Source organism: Brevibacterium sp. S22 (assembly GCF_004745485.1).
Taxonomy (GTDB): Bacteria; Actinomycetota; Actinomycetes; order Actinomycetales; family Brevibacteriaceae; genus Brevibacterium.
Window position 1 is genome coordinate 306,143 of record NZ_RHFG01000001.1, and the last position, 18,999, is coordinate 325,141.

At 65.3% G+C, this 18,999-nt stretch carries 14 protein-coding genes; 5 read left to right on the forward strand and 9 right to left on the reverse strand.

The annotated features are described in order from the left end of the window. Window positions 1–34: 34 nt before the first annotated feature. From EB835_RS01590 to EB835_RS01600, 3 genes are all read right to left on the reverse strand, one after another. Entirely contained in the window at window positions 35–1,228 is a 1,194-nt protein-coding gene (locus EB835_RS01590) for a 5-(carboxyamino)imidazole ribonucleotide synthase (protein ID WP_276605969.1), read from the reverse strand. A gap of 104 nt (window positions 1,229–1,332) precedes the next feature. Further along, window positions 1,333–2,523: an alkaline phosphatase family protein gene (locus tag EB835_RS01595; protein WP_135807730.1), complete on the reverse strand. Its 1,191-nt coding sequence runs from the start codon at window positions 2,521–2,523 to the stop codon at window positions 1,333–1,335. Further along, the gene (locus EB835_RS01600) at window positions 2,523–3,110 is read right to left on the reverse strand and encodes a DUF5998 family protein (RefSeq protein WP_135807731.1); all 588 of its coding nucleotides are present in this window, start codon (window positions 3,108–3,110) and stop codon (window positions 2,523–2,525) included. Before EB835_RS01600 ends, EB835_RS01595 begins: the two co-directional genes overlap by 1 nt. 80 nt (window positions 3,111–3,190) lie before the next feature. Between EB835_RS01600 and EB835_RS01605 the strand changes: the two genes are divergently transcribed. From EB835_RS01605 to EB835_RS01615, 3 genes are all read left to right on the forward strand, one after another. Further along, window positions 3,191–5,863 carry a bifunctional acetate--CoA ligase family protein/GNAT family N-acetyltransferase gene (locus tag EB835_RS01605; RefSeq protein ID WP_135807732.1) on the forward strand — a complete coding sequence of 891 codons (2,673 nt, stop codon included), beginning with the start codon at window positions 3,191–3,193 and terminating at the stop codon, window positions 5,861–5,863. A 276-nt stretch (window positions 5,864–6,139) separates the two neighbouring features. Continuing rightward, entirely contained in the window at window positions 6,140–6,694 is a 555-nt protein-coding gene (locus EB835_RS01610; protein WP_135807733.1) for a TetR/AcrR family transcriptional regulator, read from the forward strand. A gap of 147 nt (window positions 6,695–6,841) precedes the next feature. Then, window positions 6,842–9,580 (forward strand): DNA gyrase/topoisomerase IV subunit A, encoded by a 2,739-nt coding sequence (locus tag EB835_RS01615; protein ID WP_135807734.1) that lies wholly within the window; start codon window positions 6,842–6,844, stop codon window positions 9,578–9,580. A gap of 67 nt (window positions 9,581–9,647) precedes the next feature. On the opposite strand, the gene EB835_RS20500 is transcribed toward EB835_RS01615, so the two are convergent. Further along, window positions 9,648–11,345 carry an adenylate/guanylate cyclase domain-containing protein gene (locus EB835_RS20500; protein WP_240688476.1) on the reverse strand — a complete coding sequence of 566 codons (1,698 nt, stop codon included), beginning with the start codon at window positions 11,343–11,345 and terminating at the stop codon, window positions 9,648–9,650. Next, window positions 11,345–12,217, reverse strand: coding sequence for a biotin--[acetyl-CoA-carboxylase] ligase (locus tag EB835_RS01625; protein WP_135807735.1), 873 nt, complete (start codon window positions 12,215–12,217; stop codon window positions 11,345–11,347). Before EB835_RS01625 ends, EB835_RS20500 begins: the two co-directional genes overlap by 1 nt. 67 nt (window positions 12,218–12,284) lie before the next feature. Here EB835_RS01625 and EB835_RS01630 point away from each other — a divergent pair, with 67 nt between their 5' ends. Both EB835_RS01630 and EB835_RS01635 read left to right on the forward strand, forming a co-directional pair. Beyond that, window positions 12,285–13,865 (forward strand): acyl-CoA carboxylase subunit beta, encoded by a 1,581-nt coding sequence (locus EB835_RS01630; RefSeq protein WP_135807736.1) that lies wholly within the window; start codon window positions 12,285–12,287, stop codon window positions 13,863–13,865. Next, a complete protein-coding gene (locus tag EB835_RS01635; protein WP_135807737.1) occupies window positions 13,862–14,236 on the forward strand; it encodes a hypothetical protein in 375 nt (124 codons plus the stop codon). Before EB835_RS01630 ends, EB835_RS01635 begins: the two co-directional genes overlap by 4 nt. Before the next feature lie 68 nt (window positions 14,237–14,304). Here EB835_RS01635 and EB835_RS01640 read toward each other — a convergent pair whose 3' ends face one another. From EB835_RS01640 to EB835_RS01655, 4 genes are all read right to left on the reverse strand, one after another. After that, window positions 14,305–16,056, reverse strand: coding sequence for an MDR family MFS transporter (locus EB835_RS01640; RefSeq protein WP_240688478.1), 1,752 nt, complete (start codon window positions 16,054–16,056; stop codon window positions 14,305–14,307). After that, window positions 16,053–16,763 carry a TetR/AcrR family transcriptional regulator gene (locus EB835_RS01645; RefSeq protein WP_135807738.1) on the reverse strand — a complete coding sequence of 237 codons (711 nt, stop codon included), beginning with the start codon at window positions 16,761–16,763 and terminating at the stop codon, window positions 16,053–16,055. The genes EB835_RS01640 and EB835_RS01645 overlap by 4 nt, the downstream gene beginning before the upstream one ends. Window positions 16,764–16,868: 105 nt before the next feature. Further along, complete coding sequence (locus tag EB835_RS01650) at window positions 16,869–17,666, reverse strand: carbon-nitrogen hydrolase family protein (RefSeq protein ID WP_135807739.1); 798 nt, start codon at window positions 17,664–17,666, stop codon at window positions 16,869–16,871. Window positions 17,667–17,810: 144 nt separating this feature from the next. Next, a complete protein-coding gene (locus tag EB835_RS01655) occupies window positions 17,811–18,998 on the reverse strand; it encodes an MFS transporter (protein ID WP_135807740.1) in 1,188 nt (395 codons plus the stop codon). Window position 18,999: the final 1 nt, after the last annotated feature.

An 18,999-nucleotide genomic window follows, 5' to 3' on the forward strand; every position in this document is an offset into this window, starting at 1 on the left:
GCGGGTGGTTCCCGGGCGCAGATCACACCGGGGCTCAGTGTGTGTCGGAATCTCCGTCGGCCAGGAGGTCCTCCGGATTCGGCATCTGCGGATGTGGGTCGACGTCGACCCCGGCGATGAAGTCCGCGGCATGCCGTGCCCGTGCGAGCACGAGCTGCCGATCCTGCCCGTAGGCGTTGACGTGGCCGACCTTGCGGCCCGGCCGCACGCCCTTGCCGTAGAGATGGACCTTCACGGCCGGGTCGTGAGCCATGACGTGCAGGTACGGCTGATAGAGGTCTTCGTGCTCAGCGCCGAGGATGTTGACCATCGCGGACACCTCTTCCCTGGCTGCGGGGCTGCCCAGGGGCAGGTCGAGGACAGCGCGCAGATGCTGTTCGAACTGGCTCGTCACCGATCCGTCCTGAGTCCAGTGCCCGGTATTGTGCGGACGCATCGCGAATTCGTTGATGAGGAAGCCGTCGTCAGTCTCGAACATCTCCATGGCCATCACGCCGGTGACTTCGAGGGTGCCGGCGACGGTGAGGATCGCCTCGGTGATGGCCCTCGCCTTTTCGGCAGGCAGATCGGGGGCCGGGGCGATCGCCTCCTTGCACACCCCGTTCTGCTGCCAGGTTTCGACGACCGGCCACACGGCGGTCTGTCCCATCGGGGAGCGTCCGACCATAACGGCGAGTTCCCGGGTGAAGTCGACCTTCTCCTCGGCGAGCAGCTGCGGGACCTCGTTCAGCCACTCGATGGCCTGCTCGAGGCTGTCGATGACGCGCACTCCCTTGCCGTCGTAGCCTCCGCGCGGTGTCTTGAGGATGAAGGGGTAGCCCACACGCGCGGCGAAGGCCTCGACATCGGCGGCCGAGGTGATCTCGGCCCATGCCGGGTTCGGCAGTCCGAGCTCGTCCATCTTCGTGCGCATCCGGATCTTGTCCTGAGCGAAGATCAAGGCCTGCGGTCCCGGACGGACGGCATGGCCGGCCGCCGCGAGTGCCTCGAGGTGTTCGGGCGGGACGTGTTCGTGGTCGAAGGTGATGACGTCGACGGTTTCGGCGAAGGCCTTGAGGGTCGGATAGTCCGTGTAGTCGCCGACGGTCACCTCACTGATGACCTGGGTGGCGGGGGCGTCGGCGGTCTCCGCGAGGACGGAGAAGCGGACGCCGAGGGCTTCTGCGGCTGGGGCGAGCATGCGTGCCAACTGGCCGCCGCCGATGACACCGATTCGTGGAAAAGTCACGTCTGTCATCCTATCGTCAGCTCACGATGTGCTCACGCCGGGTTCACAGAGTGCCAGAGGACAAGGAATGTCAGACGGCACAGAGTGTCAGAGGACGAAAAGCGTCAGACGACGAGGAGCGGGATCTGCAGCTCCTGCTCCGTCGTCGATCCGTGGTGGCCGATGAGCGCCAGCGCCGAGGCGGATTCCACATCCGAATCGACGACGGCGAAGCCGTCGGTGCAGATGACGAGGAAATCCCCGATCCGCGGATAGACGTGCGGGGCGACGGGGCCGAAGTAGCCGCGGGCGATCGCCTCGGACTTCGGCAGGATGAGCCCGCGATCGCCGATCGTCTCCTGCCAGGTCGAGAGCACGTCTGCCTGGGCTCCGTCAGCGGCGTAGAGGTGAAGTGCCCGCGGCTCCCCGCCGACGTGGCGCAGACCGGCCTTGAGTTCAGGGGTCTCGGCGAGGTCGAGGCGACGTTCGTGGTCGACGTCGACCATCCCGTGGTCGGCGGTGATCAGCATGGTCGCGTCGTGAGGAAGGTCGGAGGCGAGCCGAGACAGGGCGAGATCGACGCTTTCGAGCTCCTCGGTCCAGGCCGCAGAGTCCGCACCGTGCACATGCCCAGTCTTGTCCAGATTGCCCCAGTAGAGGTAGACGAGGCGACGGCCGGGAGCCTTCGCCTCCGACAGGGCCTGGGCACAGCGTTCTTCCAGGGTCTTCGAATCGCGGAATCTGCCGCCGCGCAGCGATGCCCGGTTCAGCCCGCGGCCGGCGAACTTCTTCTCACCGAGGCTGACCACATCGATCTCGGCATCCGTGAGGCGTTCGAAGAGCGTCGCATCGGGGACCCATGCGATCGGGTCGACGTCGAGGTTCCACGTCAGCTGGTTGAAAACCGCGTCCTTCTCCGGGTCAAGGACCCGGTAGCCGACGACTCCGTGCGCACCGGGCAGACGGCCTGTGGCCAGTGAGGACAGAGAGTTCGCCGTCGTCGACGGGAAGCCGGCGGACAGGGTCCGGCGCGTCCCGGCCTGTGACCGGAAGAAGGGAGTGTAGCCGCTGTAGCGACGCAGCTGCGCCTCGCCCAGACCGTCGATGAGCACGACGATCGTCGCCCGGGATTCCCGGTCCAGCCCGAGCCCGCGTGCCCGATCCGACATCGGCGCATCGAGAGCGTCTCCGGCTCCGAGGCCCAGCGCAGCGGCGGGGACGACGTCGGAGAGCATGGGGCCCGCATAGTTCGGGGGCCCCAGCAGCTCACTGTCGGGGTGAGACCGCGCGCCCTGCTGAGTTGAGTTCTCGCTCATCAGCGACGCGACCGCAGCCGGGCGTGGAAGACTGCGGCACGCAGTCTGCCGGCGAAGTCGGCCATGCGATCGACGGCGGCCTGCCCCTCGGCCTCGGCCGAGACCCGGAGCATGACATCCTCGGCGAAGATCGACCCTCCGTATCCGTGGTCGCCCATGCAGTTGGGGTCTCCGCAGGTCTCGGGGAAGGCCTCGACCCGCTTCGACGCACCCCAGGACATCGTCAGCGAGACCTCGACAGGCTTGTCGCCGGGCTTGTAGGCGGCCGGATCGGCGAAGGTCCGACCGACCATCACGGTGCCCAGACGGTCGAGCTCGATGTCCTCGCTGCTCGTGACCGCACGGGGCTTCGATCCGGGCTCCGCATTCGGATCGTCATCGACATGTGCCAGCAGCAGCCGGGTCTCGGTGAGGACGAAGGCAGTGACATGCCGGTGGATGGATTCGATATCGACATGAGTGTCGATGTGGACGAAGTGGGCAAGTACCGGTTCGTCGTAGAGAGAGTCGGCGAGTATGCCTTGAGTGAGTTGGGGATAGTAGCCGGCCGAATGCAGATCGTGAACGAGAACCTCGGGTAATGCCATGCCCACTATTGTGCCCCACTCCTCTGACACTTCCCAGCGCGGTCGGCCATATCCGGGCGCCTGACGCATATGCTGGAACCATGGAAAACTATCCTGCCGGGTGGGAAGCCGATGTCGTCCTCCGCGACGGCGGAACCGCCCATCTGCGTCCGATCACCCCTGACGATGCCGCTGCCCTGGCCCGCATGCACGAGGCCCAGTCACCGGAATCCGTCTATCTGCGCTTCTTCGCTCCGATGCCCCGACTGCCGCAGCGCGACCTCGACCGTTTCGTCAACGTCGACCACCGTGACCGGGTGGCGCTGATCATGCTCATCGGCGATGACATCATCGGCGTCGGCCGCTTCGATCGGCTCAGCGACACCGACGCCGAGGTGGCCTTCAACATCGCCGATGCCCACCAGGGCCGCGGGGTCGGCTCGATCCTCCTCGAGCATCTGGCCGCGGCCGCGCGCGAATCGGGGATCCAGCGCTTCACCGCCGAGGTGCTGCCCCAGAATCGTTCGATGCTGCAGGTCTTCCAGGCCGCCGGCTACGAGGTCTCCCGCGGATTCGACGACGGCGTCGTGGCCGTGAACTTCGATATCGATCCCACGGCACGGTCCATCGAAGTGCAGGCCTCGCGGGAGCACAGGGCCGAGGCCCTGAGCGTGCGCACGGTCCTCCACCCCGCCTCGGTGGCGGTGATCGGCGCCAGCCGCAAACGCAACTCCACCGGTCATCTGCTCATCCGCAACATCACGGCCGCGAAGTTCGCCGGCGATCTGTGGGTCGTCCACCCCGAAGCCGATCAGATCGCGGGAGTCCAGGCGTATCCGAGCCTCGACGAGCTGCCGGGCAAGGCCGACCTCGCCGTCATCGCCGTTCCGGCCGAATCCGTCACCGAGGTGGTCAAGGACTGTGCCGTGCACGGGGTCAAGGCCGTGCTCGTCATCTCCTCCGGCTTTGCCGAAACCGGTCCCGCAGGAGCCGAACTCCAGCGCCGCATGGTCGCGACCTCCCGCGCCTACGGAATGCGCGTGGTCGGGCCGAACTCCTTCGGTCTGGTCAACGAGGCCGCCGACTTCTCGCTCAACGCCTCCTTGGCCCCGTTCCTCCCCGCCTCGGGAACCCTCGGACTCTTCAGCCAGTCCGGGGCGCTGGGCACCGCCCTGCTCGCGGCGGCGAAGAATCGCGGACTGGGCATCTCCACCTTCGTCTCCGCCGGCAACCGGGCCGACCTCTCGGGCAACGACCTCCTCCAGTACTGGGAGGAGGATCCGGCCACGCAGACCGTCGGCCTCTATCTCGAGTCCATCGGCAACCCGCGCAAATTCTCGCGCATCGCCCGCCGCGTCTCTCGCGTCAAACCCGTCATCGTCATCAAATCCGACCTCACGGGCCGGGAGCTGCCTCCAGGGCATATCGTGCGCACCTCGTCCCTGGCGCCGAACACCCTCGACCAGGTGCTCGAACAGGCGGGAGTGATCCGCGCGGACACGATCCACCAGCTCTTCGACCTCGCCCAGGTGTTCTCCACCCAGAAGCTGCCCGCAGGTCGGCGTGTCGGAGTCATCGGCAACTCCGCTGCGATGAGCACCCTGATCATGCAGCGCGCCCGCTCCGAGGGTCTGCGCGTCGACACCGACCCCGTGTCCCTGCACCCCGAGGTCGATGCGGAGACCTTCCGGACCGAACTCGATGCGATGTACGAACGTGACGATGTCGATTCGGTCATCGTCACCTTCACTCCTTCGACCGGTGTGGAAGAGACCGAGATCGCCGGACTGCTGTCCGAATCCGCGGCGCGTTCCGGAAAGGCCACTGTCGCCTGCTTCCTCGGCATCCACGGCGTCCAAGACGAGCTGACCTCGTTCCTCACCGACGAGGACGGCGATCGGATCTCCCACACCGTCCCCAGCTACATCGGTCCCGAAGATGCCGTCTGGGCTCTGGCCCGGGCCACGGACTACGCCCGCTGGAGAGCGGCTGATCATGGTCGCTACACCGAATTCGACGATATCGACGACAAGAGGGTGCGGGCGATCATCGACTCCGCTTTGGAAGGGGCGAAGCCGGGCGCACCCGTCCGGCTCGAACGCGATGACACCCGGGACCTGCTCAACGCCTACGGAATCGAAGTTCTGCCCTATCTTGCTGCCTCCTCGGTGGAGGAAGGCATCGCTGCGGCCGAGAAGATCGGCTATCCCGTCGCTCTCAAGGCCGTGTCGAAGGTCCTGCGGCACCGGATGGAGCTCGGCGGTGTGCGACTGAATATCGACACTCCCGAGGAATTGGCCGAGGACTTCACAGCGATCCAGGAGACGATCCGGCAGCTGGCCGGTGAGGAGGAGCCGCTCGTCGATGTCCAGGCCATGGCCCCACACGGTGTGCCCTGCGTCCTCCGAGCCGGTGAGGACCCGCTGCTCGGTCCGCTGCTGGCCTTCTCATTGGCGGGAGACACCACTGAGCTGCTCGGCGATGTCGCTCATCGGGTCGCCCCGATCACCGACAAAGAGGCCGGGGACATGATCCGGTCGATCAAGGCCTCGCCCAGGCTGTTCGGCTACCGCGGTCTGCCGCCGATGAATATCGAACCGCTGCGCACTGTGCTGGAGAGACTCGCAGTGCTGGTGGAGAACCATCCGCAGATCCTCGAACTCGTCATCCACCCGATGGTCGCCACGGAGACCGAGTCGCATGTGCTCAGTGCCCACGTCGACCTGCTGCCCGACCCGACTCGGATCGACGGAACCCGCCGTCTGCTGGGCTAAGACCATTCGAGAAGAGACCCTCTGAGCTGAAAGGAGAATCCACGCCCACCGCAGGGTGTCTTCGAATTTCACCGTCCGAGCGCCTGATTGGCGCGTCCTATACCAATTCGCAGACTTGACGGGTAGTGTCTGTATCCGTTCACCACGAAATGTTATGAATTCGTGTTTTAGTGAGTGGCCGCTCCGGGGGTCGCCGTCTGTGGCCAATCACTGGCCATCCACCGTCCCAGGCGTCCGCAGTCAGCGGGTGTCCCATGAGAGCGAGGCCTCACAGTCATGATTTCGCGCAGAGACGTCGTCACCGACTCCGCGATCGCCGTAGTCGCCGAACAAGGAGTCCGCGGACTCACCCACAGGGCAGTCGACGCACTGGCCGAACTGCCCGTGGGGTCGACTTCGAATGTCTACCGCACCCGCGATGCCCTGATCACCGGAATCATGGAGCGCATCGGAGAACTGAATTCCCAGCAGCTCGAGCGTCTGCCGGAGCTCATGCGGACACCGGGTGCCGATCCCATCGAAGTCGCCATCGACTTCTGCATGAACTGGCTGACCACCGACCGCAGCCGGTTCTACACGATGATGATGCTCAGCCTGGATCCGGCGCTGCCGCCCGAGGCCGTGATCGCCAAGGAGAAGAACCTCCGCGCGATCAAGGACTTCATCATGCGCTTCGCCGGCATCGACGCGGAATACGCGCAGCGGGTCAACAGCTCGGTCGCGGGCATGATGTTCAGCGAACTCGTCGCCGGCACTGCAGAGCGCTCCCATGTCGAGGCCTACCTCAAGGAGTTCTTCCAGTGGCTGCGCAGCAGCCGCGAAAGCGCCTGATCTCCGACACGGACCCTCCGGGAACGCCCGATTGAACCGGAGATCGCAAATCGAACGCTAGAATCGACGGGTGCCCTCCCCCACTGAGGTCAGGCTTCGGCGCGGGCGGGTGTTCGAATCGAACAGTTCGTGCGTCAAAGGAGTTCCATGCCCGAAGGCAGAGTCATCGAAGTCGACGTCTCCTCAGAGATGGAGAGTTCGTTCCTCGAATATGCGGTCTCGGTCATCCACTCCCGCGCCCTGCCCGATGCCCGTGACGGCCTCAAACCCGTCCAGCGGCGCATCGTCTACCAGATGGGCGATATGGGCCTGCGCCCTGAGCGCGGTCATGTGAAGTCCTCTCGCATCGTCGGTGATGTCATGGGCAAGCTCCACCCGCACGGCGACACCGCGATCTACGACGCACTGGTGCGTCTCAGCCAGGGTTTCATCATGCGTGTGCCGCTCGTCGACGGCCACGGCAACTTCGGTTCCCTCGACGATGGTCCCGCTGCCCCGCGTTATACCGAGGCTCGGCTGACGACTGCGTCGATGCAGATGATCTCCGGACTCGACGAAGACGTCGTCGACTTCGTACCGAACTACGACAATACGCTCACCCAGCCCGAGGTGCTGCCCAGCGCCTTCCCGAACCTGCTCATCAACGGCACCTCGGGCATCGCGGTGGGGATGGCTACGAACATGGCCCCGCACAATCCCGGCGAAGTCATCGCCGCCTGCGCCCACCTCATCCGCAACCCGGAAGCCGGGCTCTCGGAGCTCATGCGCTTCATCCCCGGCCCGGATCTGCCCACCGGTGGGCGGATCATCGGCCTCGACGGTGTGCGTGAAGCCTATGAGACCGGTCGCGGCACGTTCCGCACCCGGGCCACCGTGTCCTTCGAGAACATCAGTGCCCGCCGCAAGGGCATCGTCGTCACCGAACTGCCCTACCTCGTGGGGCCGGAGAAGGTCGTGTCGAAGGTCAAAGACGCCGTCGGGGCGAAAAAGCTCACCGGAATCGCCTCGATCGATGACTACTCGGACCGCAAGAACGGCATGCGACTGGTCATCGGAATCAAGAACGGCTTCAATCCCGAAGCCGTCCTCGCCGAGCTCTACCGCCAGACACCGCTCGAGGAATCGTTCAGCATCAACAATGTCTGCCTCGTCGACGGGCAGCCGCGGACCCTGGGACTGCGCGAGCTCCTCACCGTCTATCTGTCCCACCGCATCGACGTGGTGCGCAGGCGCACGGTCTTCCAGCTGCGCAAGGCCAAGGACCGGCTCCACCTCGTCGAAGGTCTGCTCATCGCGATCCTCGACATCGATGAGGTCATCCAGCTCATCCGCTCCTCCGACGATGCAGCCACGGCACGGACCCGCCTCATGGATGTCTTCGAACTCTCCGAGCTGCAGGCCACCTACATCCTCGACCTGCAGCTGCGTCGGCTCACGAAGTTCTCCCGACTCGAGCTCGAGGCCGAACGTGACGAGCTGAAGAAGACGATCGAGTACCTCGAATCGCTGCTGGCCGATGAGGCGAAGCTGCGTGAGCTCGTCGCCGCCGAGCTCGAGGCCACCGCCGAGGTCATCGGCACACCGCGGCGCACTGTCCTCATCGAGGGATCGATGAAGGAGCTGAGTGCCAAGGGCAAGAAAGCTCCGACGAACCTCAAGATCGCCGATTCCCCCTGCCGGGTGCTGCTGTCGACCTCCGGGCGCATTGCGCGTACCTCGGACGCCGCTCCCCTGGCACGCGAGGGCCGACGCTCCAGCCATGATGCACTGGTCTCCGAGATCGTCACCACGACTCAGGGCAAGGTCGGCGCCGTCACCACCACCGGTCGCCTGCACATGGTCGATGTCGTCGACCTGCCGGCCCTGCCGCCGGCTGCGGCCCGGCCCAATGTCGCCGGTGGGGTGAAGATCGCCGAATATGCGGCCCTGGAGAAGAACGAGAAGATCATCGGTCTCATCGACCTCGACCGCGAGTTCGTCCTCGGCACTGCCGAAGGAGTCGTCAAACGGGTGTCGGTGGGCGGTCGGCCGAACAAGAACGAGTGGGAAGCCATCACCCTCAAGGGCAAGGACTCCGTCGTCGGAGTCGCCCAGCCCGAGGACATCGACGATTCTCTCTCCGTGTTCGTGACCTCGAACGCCCAGCTGCTCGCCTTCGACGCCTCCGGTCTGCGCGCGCAGGGCTGGAACGCCTCCGGTGTGGCCGGAGTCAAGGTGGCCGCAGATGCGAAGGTGATCTTCTTCGGAATGACCCCGAAAGCGGCGAAGACCGACGAGGACGGTGCCGCGGATGCCGAACTCGGCAGCTTCGCTGTTGTCACGATCGCCACCGGTGAGAACTTCTACGGTGCCCCGTCGTCGTCGATCAAGGTCAGCGAATTCTCCGAGTTTCCGACCAAGGGGCGGGCCACCTCGGGCGTGCGTGCCCACAAGTTCCTCAAGGGCGAGACCGAGCTGTCGCTGGCATGGGTCGGCGACTCTCCGCAGGCCGCCGCCGCTGCCGGCGGTGCCCGCACGCTGCCGGCCGAACTGTCCCGTCGTGATGGGACGGGATCGCCGCTGGAGTCGAAGATCGATGTCGTCGGCACCCTGCCCCGCCTCGGCGGCGCCGAATCCGTCGACTATTCCCAGACGGACGACGATGGCGGCTCAACCGACGCCGAGGCGGTCGCGGGGACCGCGTCCGGTGCGAAGAATCCGAAGTCCGGCGCTGACCGGTCCGCGGGGAGAGAACAGCAGGGGCTGGCGACGAGCTTCGATGAGCTCGAGCTCGACCTCGATGAGGCCAAGGATGAGATCGCGCGATCCAAGTTCGACACCGAGGGTGCCGTGATCGTCTCTCACGACGACGATGACGATGAGGACGACGATTCGGCGCTGTTCTGACCTCGGAGTCTGAGGTCGAGGTCGACAGCTGAAGCCAGCGCCTCGGTGCCGGGTTCAGCTGTCGGTCTCAGTTCTCGGTTTCGTCGTCGAGGTCGAGGCGCATCTGGGCCGCGGTGCCGCGTTTCATCTCACCGATGGAGGTCTCACCGAGTCCGTGCAGCGAAATCGAATCGCGGGGTTCGAAGACGTAGTCGTCCGAGGCCGAGAGCACTCGTGCCGTCTCCTCGTCGGTGAAGATCGTGCCGGGATCGGCCACGGCCGTCAGGCGTGCGGCGAGGTTGACGCTGGAGCCGAAGATATCGCCGAGGCGGGAGAGCACCCGGCCCCAGACGAAGCCGACGCGTGCCTGTGGCAGGTCCTCGGCAGCGGAGACGCGTTCCATCAGTGTCATGGCGATCTCGGCTCCGGCCAGTGGGGTCGAGGCGGCGAAGAACACCTCGTCGCCGACGGTCTTGATCACCCGTCCGCCGCCGGTGGCGACGATGTTGTAGGCCATGCCCTGGAACTCCTGGACCATGTCCGCCAGCTGCCGCGGCTCCATCTTCTGTGACAGGCGGGTGAAGGAGACGAGGTCGATGAACCCGACGGCACGGGCCAACGGCATCGAGGAGTCGTACCAGCCCTGCCGGTTGTCCATGGCCAGCCCGTCGGAGACGTTGACGTTGAGACGGCCCATCACGTCGGCGAGATTGCGCCGCCAGGAGTAGGTGAGCATCTTCTGCAGCGGGTCGATCATCTCTTCGACGACGGCCAGGGCGTCCCGTCGGGCTTCCGGGTCGGTCAGCCCTTTCTCCTCGGTGAGGAACTCGACGAGGGTCTCCATCTGCCAGACGACGAGGCGATCCGTCGTCTGGCCGATCGCCCGGGCCAGAGACAGTGCCGTGGTCTGGTCGATGAGACCGTCCGCGACGGGTTTGGCCCAGATCCGGAGGGCGTGGGCATCGCTGACGGTGTAGGCCTTGTCAGTCGGCTTCGCCTGGGACATTCCGAGTGCTCGCCACATCTTCCGGGCCGAGACCGTGGAGATTCCGCCGAGCTTGGCGGCCTCACGCCGGTCGAGGACGCGTTTGCCGTCGAGGAGGATCTCTTCGAGGCGTTCGGCCGCGGTACGGGTCTCATAGATCGTGTCGTCGAAGTCTGGGCCGTCATCGTCGAGGGCATCCTCATCGATGATCGGCAGCGCCGTGGTCCGCGGATCCTCACGCAGTCCGCTGAAGAAGTCCTCATCGACGTCGACGCCCGGTTCCGCATCGGCGGAGTCCGCGTCCGCGGAGGCCGTGCCCGCGGAGGCCGTGCCCGGATCGGCGGTCACCTCGTCGGCGAGCTCTGCGCCGACCTCCCCGGCCTGGGGAGCGGATCCCGTCAGACTCCCAACCGGCTCCTGTTCGCCTCCGACATCGCCGAACAGATCGTCCGCACTCGACACGGCAGCATCCTCGGTGGACTCATCCGCGGAGCGGTCGGCCGCCTCGGTGCCGGGCCGGATCTCACCGTCCTCGCTCGGGTCTGCACTGGTCGAAGCTTCGGGACCAGGATGGGGATCGGGATCAGACTGGGGATCCGCGCCCGACCGAGGTGCGGTCTCCTCCTGCGGCTCAGCGCCCGTCGGCTCTTCGTCGCCTGACTGTGTTTCATCGCCTGACTGTGATTCAGCGTCGGGTGGCTGACCGTCCGTGGAGGCACCTTCGGAATCTCCGACCTCGGGCGTGCCCACCGTCTCCGGACCGACGATGTCGAATCCGGCGGTGAAGTCCGAAACCGCCATCAGCGATCGCTCCTCTCCGGAGCTGACGAGGATGCGACAGGACGCAGATGGTGGACGTCTCCGGCGCTGAGCGACACACGATCATCGATGATGAGATCGGCTCCGGAGTCCAGCCCCGTGGCGGTGCCGATGATGTCCGAGCCGTCGGGCTTCTCCACTCGAACCTTCGACCCGAGCGTCACCATATGATCACGCACTCTTCGCGCTGTGCGGCTGTCGCGGAAATCCTCATCTCCATAGTCGATCAGCTCTCTGTAGCAGGGGATCAATGTGCTCAGGATCGAGACTAGCAACGCTTCATGATCAATTTCTGAGCCATCGGCACCGGTTTCGATCGCCAGAGAACTCGCGTCCGCCCGCGGCAGATCCGCAGGCTCCAACCGGGTGTTCAGACCCATCCCCAACACGATCTGCGGACCGCTGGCCAGGGGCTCGACACGCGCGAGGATTCCGCACAGCTTCTTGCCGTCGGCGGTGAGCACATCGTTGGGCCATTTGATTGAGGCGGGCACTCCCGCCTCGGTGACGGCGCTGTGCACGGCTTCCCCGGCGATGAGCGGTATCCAGCCCCACCGGGAGAACCCGGCCGGGGGTGTGAGCAGAATCGACCAAGTCAGGGACCGGCGGGCGGGCACCGTCCAGATCCGACCCAGACGACCGTGTCCGGCGTTCTGAAAATCTGTGCCGCGGATGGTGAATTCGTCCATGGGCGCACCGCTGTCCGCGCGTTCCCGGACCAACCGCGCGAGTTCGTCGTTCGTCGACGTGCAGGTATCGTCCCAGATCAGAGGAGGAAGCGAGAGACCACGATCCGCGACTGTGCGGTGCACCGAGTCGACGTCGACGAGAAGAGGATTGTGTTGGCTGTTCACCAGTCCACTCTAGATTCTTTTGGCGAGAGTGCACAATGAAGTCTCACGTCATCGTTATTGTGGAGACATGACGGATACTCCACGGACCACAGCCGAGCGCATCGACGCTTTCAGCCAGCGCCGAGAAGCGGCCCACACCGGCAACCAGCGCTCGGTGGACAATCAGCACAAGCGCGGCAAGCAGACCGCCCGTGAACGCATCGCAGCTCTCCTCGACGTCGACTCCTTCCAGGAGATCGACGAATTCGCCCGTCACCACAATCACCAGTTCGGAATGCAGGACAACCGCCCCGACGGTGACGGAGTCGTCTGCGGTCTGGGTACGATCGAAGGCAAGACCGTCGCGGTCTTCGCCCACGACTTCACCGTCCTCGGCGGGTCCCTGGCAGAGGCGAACGGACGCAAGATCGTCAAGGTGCAGAAGCTGGCACTCAAACTCGGCTGCCCGATCATCGGCATCAACGACTCCGGCGGCGCGCGGATCCAAGAAGGCGTCGGATCGATCGCGCTCTTCGCCGAGATCTTCCGCCTCAATGTCGCCTCCTCCGGCGTCATTCCGCAGATCTCGCTGATCATGGGACCTTCGGCCGGCGGCGCCGTCTACTCCCCCGCGCTGACCGATGTCACGATCATGGTCGACCAGATCAGCCACATGTACATCACCGGTCCCGACGTCATCAAGACCGTCACCGGGGAGTCGGTCGGCCACGAGGAGCTCGGCGGCGGACGGACCAACAACACCGTGTCTGGTAACGCCCACTACCTCGCCGCCGATGAGGATGATGCGCTCAACTATGTGCGCGATCTGCTCTCTTTCCTCCCCCAGAACAACCTCGATCCGGCGGATGCCGACGAGTTCGAATCCGATCTGTCGGTGACTCCCGAGGACGAGGCGCTGGATACGCTCATGCCGGATTCGCCCTCGCAGCCCTATGACATCCTCGATGTCGTCACCACGATCCTCGACGACGGCGAATTCCTGCAGGTCTCGGAGCTCTTCGCCCCGAACGTCGTCACCGGCTTCGGCCGTGTCGAGGGAGTCAGCGTGGGCATCATCGCCAACCAGCCCATGCAGCTGGCCGGCACACTCGACATCGACGCGTCGGAGAAGGCTGCGCGCTTCGTGCGCCTCTGCGATGCCTTCAATCTGCCGATCCTGACCTTCGTCGATGTGCCCGGGTTCCTGCCGGGCACCGATCAGGAGTACGGCGGCATCATCCGGCGCGGGGCCAAGCTCATCTACGCCTACGGCGAGGCCACCGTTCCGCTCGTCACCCTCATCACCCGCAAAGCCTACGGCGGCGCGTACTGCGTGATGGGTTCGAAGCAGCTCGGTGCCGATATCAACCTCGCCTGGCCGAGCGCCCAGATCGCGGTCATGGGTGCCCAGGGTGCGGCCAACATCGTCTACCGACGCAAGCTCAAGGCCGTCGAAGAGGCCGGTGAGGACGTCGAGGCGGCACGAGCCGAACTCATCCAAGACTACGAGGATGCCCTGCTCAACCCGTACCTCGCCGCCGAAGAAGGCTACATCGACGCCGTCATCAGGCCCAGCGAGACCCGCAGTCGGATCGTCCGCTCTCTGCGAGCGCTGAAGAACAAACACGTCGACGCTCCCGCACGCAAGCACGGTAACATCCCCCTATGAGCGATGATCTGCACACCGACGCCGAGGCGAACCTGCCCAGTGATGCTTTCGTCGAGGTGACTGCCCCCGGTGAGGATTCCGCCGCCGAGGCGGCCCCGACCTCGGCCGAGACGCTGCGGGTGCCCTCGGTGGAGGGACGGTCACAGGTGCGTGCCGATGACGGCGAACCCATCAGTGACGAGATGGCCAGTTCCGCGGCCGTGGCCGCGGTCGTCGCGATCCGTCAGGTGGCGATCGCCTATGCGGCCCAGCAGGCCGCAGCCGCGGACGAGTCCGAAATCCGCAAGGGTGATCGGGCCGGCTTCCGGGCCCCGCGCCGGAATGTGCGCAAGCGCCTCCCTCAGACCTGGGACCAGCACCTGGGTCGCTGAAGCGCTCACGCAAGAAGACAGGGCCGGCGGATCCTCTTCCGCCGGCCCTGCTTCTGTCCTGGGACTGACTACTTCAGCCGATACTGTTGCTTGGCCGGGTCGAGCCACAGACGATCCGGAGCATCGACATCGTGGATGCTGTCCGCATCGGCGTCGAAGTCCGGCTGCGCCTCCGAGGCCACGGAGATCGTGGAGAGGCGTCCGGAGTCCTCCTCAGCGTTCGCTGCGGCGTGTCCGCCCATGTCCTCTCCGTAGACGGCCTCACCGCGGGCCACCATGCCGGCGACGTCGGAGAGTTTGAGCTGCGGGAGGAACCACGCGAGGACGAAGGCCACGAGGAAGACCGGAACCATGTACCAGAACGACGGGGCCAGAGCGTCGGCGTAGGCACCCACCACGAGGTCGTGGATCGGACCCGGCAGTTCGGCCACAGACTCAGGCGTGAGCGAGTCCGTCGACGGGGCTCCGGCGGCCGCATTCGCCGTGTCCGCCGGCAAGCCGTGCATCGCCTCGGCGATCTTGTCCGACAGTCGCGTGGTGAAGATCGACCCGAACAGGGCGGTGCCGACCGAAGCGCCGATCTCGCGGAAGTAGTTGTTCGTCGAGGTGGCCGTGCCGACGAGCTTCGGATCCACCGAGTTCTGGATGACGAGGACGATGATCTGCATGACCAGGCCCAGGCCGAAGCCCATCGTGAAGATCATGGTGCCGATGAGCACCATCGAGGTCTCCGCAGTCATCGTCGTCATCCAGGCCAGCGCGGCACCGGCGATGAGGGTGCCGACGAGCGGATAGATCTTGTACTTGCCGGTCTTCGACACGATGATGCCTGAGACGATCGACGTGAGCATGACGCCGGCCATCATCGGCAGCATGAGCAGGCCCGATCCGGTGACGTCGGTGCCCGCTGCCATCTGCAGGAAGGTCGGCAGGAATGCCATCGCGGAGAACATGCCCAGCCCCAGCAGCAGGCCGATGGTCGTCGAGAGGACGAACGTCGGGTTGCGGAACAGGTGGATCGGGATGATCGGGTTCGACACCTTGGACTCGACGAGGACGAAGAGGGCTCCGGCGACGATGGTGCCGATGATGAGTCCGATGATCGTCGGTGAGTCCCAGTCGTAGTCGTGGCCGCCCCAGCTGGTGACGAGGATGAGCTGTGAGGTCGTGGCGACCATGAGGACGATGCCGAGGACGTCGACCTTCTGGTCCGACCGGTGGCTGGGCAGCTTGAGCGCGAAGAGGGCGATGAGGAAGGCGACGATGCCGATCGGCACGTTGATCCAGAAGCACCAGCGCCAGTCCATGTGCTGTGTGAAGAACCCGCCGAGGACGGGTCCCAGAACGCTCGAGATCGCGAACAGGCCGCCGAGCGGGCCCATGTACTTTCCGCGTTCGCTGGCGGGGATGATGTCGGCGATGATCGCCTGCGACAGGATCATCAGTCCGCCGCCGCCGAGACCCTGGAAGCCGCGCCAGGCGATGAGCTCCCAGAAGTTCTGCGCCATACCCGAGCCGAACGAGCCGATGACGAATATCGCGATGGCCACGAGGAAGATGATCTTCCGTCCCCACATATCTCCGAACTTGCCGTAGAGGGGCATGACGATGGTCATCGCCAGCAGATAGATCGTGACCAGCCACGCCTGGTGTTCGACGCCGTCGAGTTCGCCGACGATCGTCGGCATCGCCGTGGACACGATCGTCTGGTCGAGGGTCGCTAAGAACATCGCGGCCATGAGTGCGGAGAAGATGAGGATGATCGTCCGCTTCGTCAGGACGATCGGGGCCTTCTCGGCCACCGGTGAAGCACCGCTCATGCCGATTCCTCCTTGAAGATCGTGCGCAGTTCGTCGAAGATGTTTTCGATCACTGGGCCCGGGTCGCCCTCGAACCTACGCATCCGTGTGAAGGTCGCTTTGAGCGCCATCATCGCCAGCGCGGTCACGGCCTCGGCACGTGCCGACACCGGCTCGTCTTCCGGTTCGCGAGGGCAGGATGACGTCGCGTCGTCGTCGTACCCGACCGGCGCCGAGGCGGTGCGAGCAGTTCCGTCGAGTCGACGCTGGATGATCTGCCGGAAGAGCCGTTCGTTATTGCCCATCCGCGCCATCTGCAGCTGCAGCAGCGAAGGATCCTGTTTGAGCATGAGGTGGTACTGGTGCATCTCCTCGCGCTTGCTCATCCGGGTGGCGACGATGAAGCCGAGCAGGTGCTCGAGATCCGCGACGAGGCGGCCGTGCGGGCCTCCGGCCTCGAATTCGTCGATAGCAGGTTGGTCCTCTTCGTCGAACACGGTGTCGGCACGGCCGAGAAGGGCCTCTTCCTTCGACGAGTAGTAGTTGAAGAACGTCCGTCTCGAGACTCCGCAGCGTTCGCAGATGTCTTCGACGGTGACGTTGTGATAGCCCTTCTCCAGGGCGAGGTCGATCGCGGCCCGGCGCAGGGCCTGACCGCGTTCGCGCTTCTTGCGTTCGCGCAGTCCCTCGGCCGGAACCGGGGTCGCGCTGTCTGAACTGGAAGTCATGACCCCATTGTTGCACTCAGTGCATTTTTTCCTCAAGTGCAATTATTGTGGTCTCTGACACACTCCTCCGGACAGCGTCGCTCGCTGACATCGTCGCAGCGTGAGTCAGTAGCCGAGCTTGGCATTGGCCAGGACAGGCACCGCCTCGGCGGCCTTGTCTGCTCCTGCCAGGTCGAGGTCGACGATCTCGAGGCGTTCGGCGCCGTCGATTGAGGTCAGCACCGTCCCGAAAGGGTCGGAGACGAGGCTGTGCCCGACCCCGGTCGGCCCCTTCTTCGGCACATCGATGCCGGAGACCTCGGGGTCGGCCTGGCCGAGGGCGGCGACGAACATGTTCGAGTCCAGCGCCCTGGCCCGGGCGAGCAGTTCCCACTGTGCGACCTTTCCGGGGCCTGCTCCCCATGACGCGGCCACGACCGCCAGCCGCGCGCCCCGACGGCTGAGCTCAGCGAAGAGCTTGGGGAAGCGGATGTCATAGCACAGGGCCAGTCCGATATCTTCACCGTCGACGGTGAAGAGCACCGGCTCCTCCCCTGCTTCGACGGTGTCCGATTCCTTGAAGCCGAAGGCGTCGTAGAGGTGGATCTTCGCATAGTCGCTGCGCTCACCGGTGGGGGTGTAGACGGCGAGTAAGTTGATGACCTTGGCCGCAGTGGTCGCGAACTCGCCGACGACGACGGTGATGCCGGTCTCGACGGCAAGCGCACTCAGCGCGGTCCGCCACGACTCGGTGTGCTCCTCGGCGAGGGTGCGCAGTCCTGTTCCGAACGCCGACATCGTCGCTTCGGGGAAGACGACGAACCGAGCTCCTGATGCGGCCGCCTCCCGGGTATAGGTGCGGACCTTGTCGAGATTGTCGGCCACCTCGGTGGTGGTGTTGATCTGAGCGAGCGCGAACTTCATTCTCATCCTCCGGCGACAGAGACTGGGGCGGAGGACGGCGGCGCCGAACCTCCGGTCGATTCTCTCCAGGCTATCGCGATCCCGCCCCCTCCGGAACTACCTGACGGCGGCTCAGCAACCTCGCACCAGGTTGCTGAGCCGCCGTCAGGTAGTTCCGGGGCGGCCGCCTCGGTGACGTCCGTGCACGACGACGTAGACTCCGATGGCGACCACGACGAGACCGGTGCAGACGAAGAACATGCCGTTTCCGCCGGTGAACGGGTAGAGGAATCCGAGGACGACGGGGCCGATGCCGGAACCTGCGTCGAGGAGAAGGAAGAACGACGCGGTGGCGACGGGGACTCGGCTCATCGGCACGGACTTCACGGTGATGGCCTGCATGCACGGCATGAGGGAGCCGAAGCCGAAGCCGATGAGCACTCCGGCCAGGACGATCCCCGCCATCGTCGGCCACATCGCCAGCAGCACATTGCCGGCGATGTCGGCGACGAAGACGGGGAAGATCACCGCATTGTCGCCGAAGGTGTCCTGCAGTCTGCCGACGAACAGGCGAGCGAACAGAGAGGCCGCTGCGAAGGCAACGAAGAACAGGGACGCAGCCGAGGCGACACCGTGTTCGGCTGCATAGCCGGCGAGGAACACGAGCGCCGCGGCGTAGGCGGTGCCTGCCAGGAGCATGACCGACCCGATCCGCAGCCCGTCCCGATCGACGAGGGTGCCGAGCTTGAGATGCCATTTCGTATGCCGCTGATAGTCGCTGATCTCCTGCCCCGGCAGCCGGATGAGCAGACAGCAGATGAGGGCGAGGACGGACATGAACGCCGAGGCGACGAAGAGCATGACGAAGTCGAACTCACGGGGCAGGATGACTCCCAGATACGGTCCGAGCGCCGTCGACAGGGTCGTCGCGGTGCCGAAGTATCCGGTTCCCTCACCCCGCCGGGAAGCGGGGATGATGCTCTGGATGGCGGTCATGATCGCCGTGTTCCCGGCACCGAAGGCGATTCCGTGGACGATGCGCAGAACCAGCAGCAGGGTGAGGTCGCCGGCGAAGATATAGGCCAGGGAGGCGAGAACGGAAACCGCCATGGTGATGATGAGCAGCTTGCGCCGCCCGATGAAGTCGAGGTACTTCCCGGTGAGCACACGGGCGACGACGGCACCGACGACGAACGACGAGGAGGCGAAGCCGGCAGCGGCCTCACCGGCGGAGAACCGTGCCACTGCATACCCGGCCATCGATGTCATGAGCAGGTAGAAGACCATCGACATCGACAGATTGAGCCCGATCCCGACGATGAAGTCCTTCGTCCACAGCTTCGCTCGTGCCACT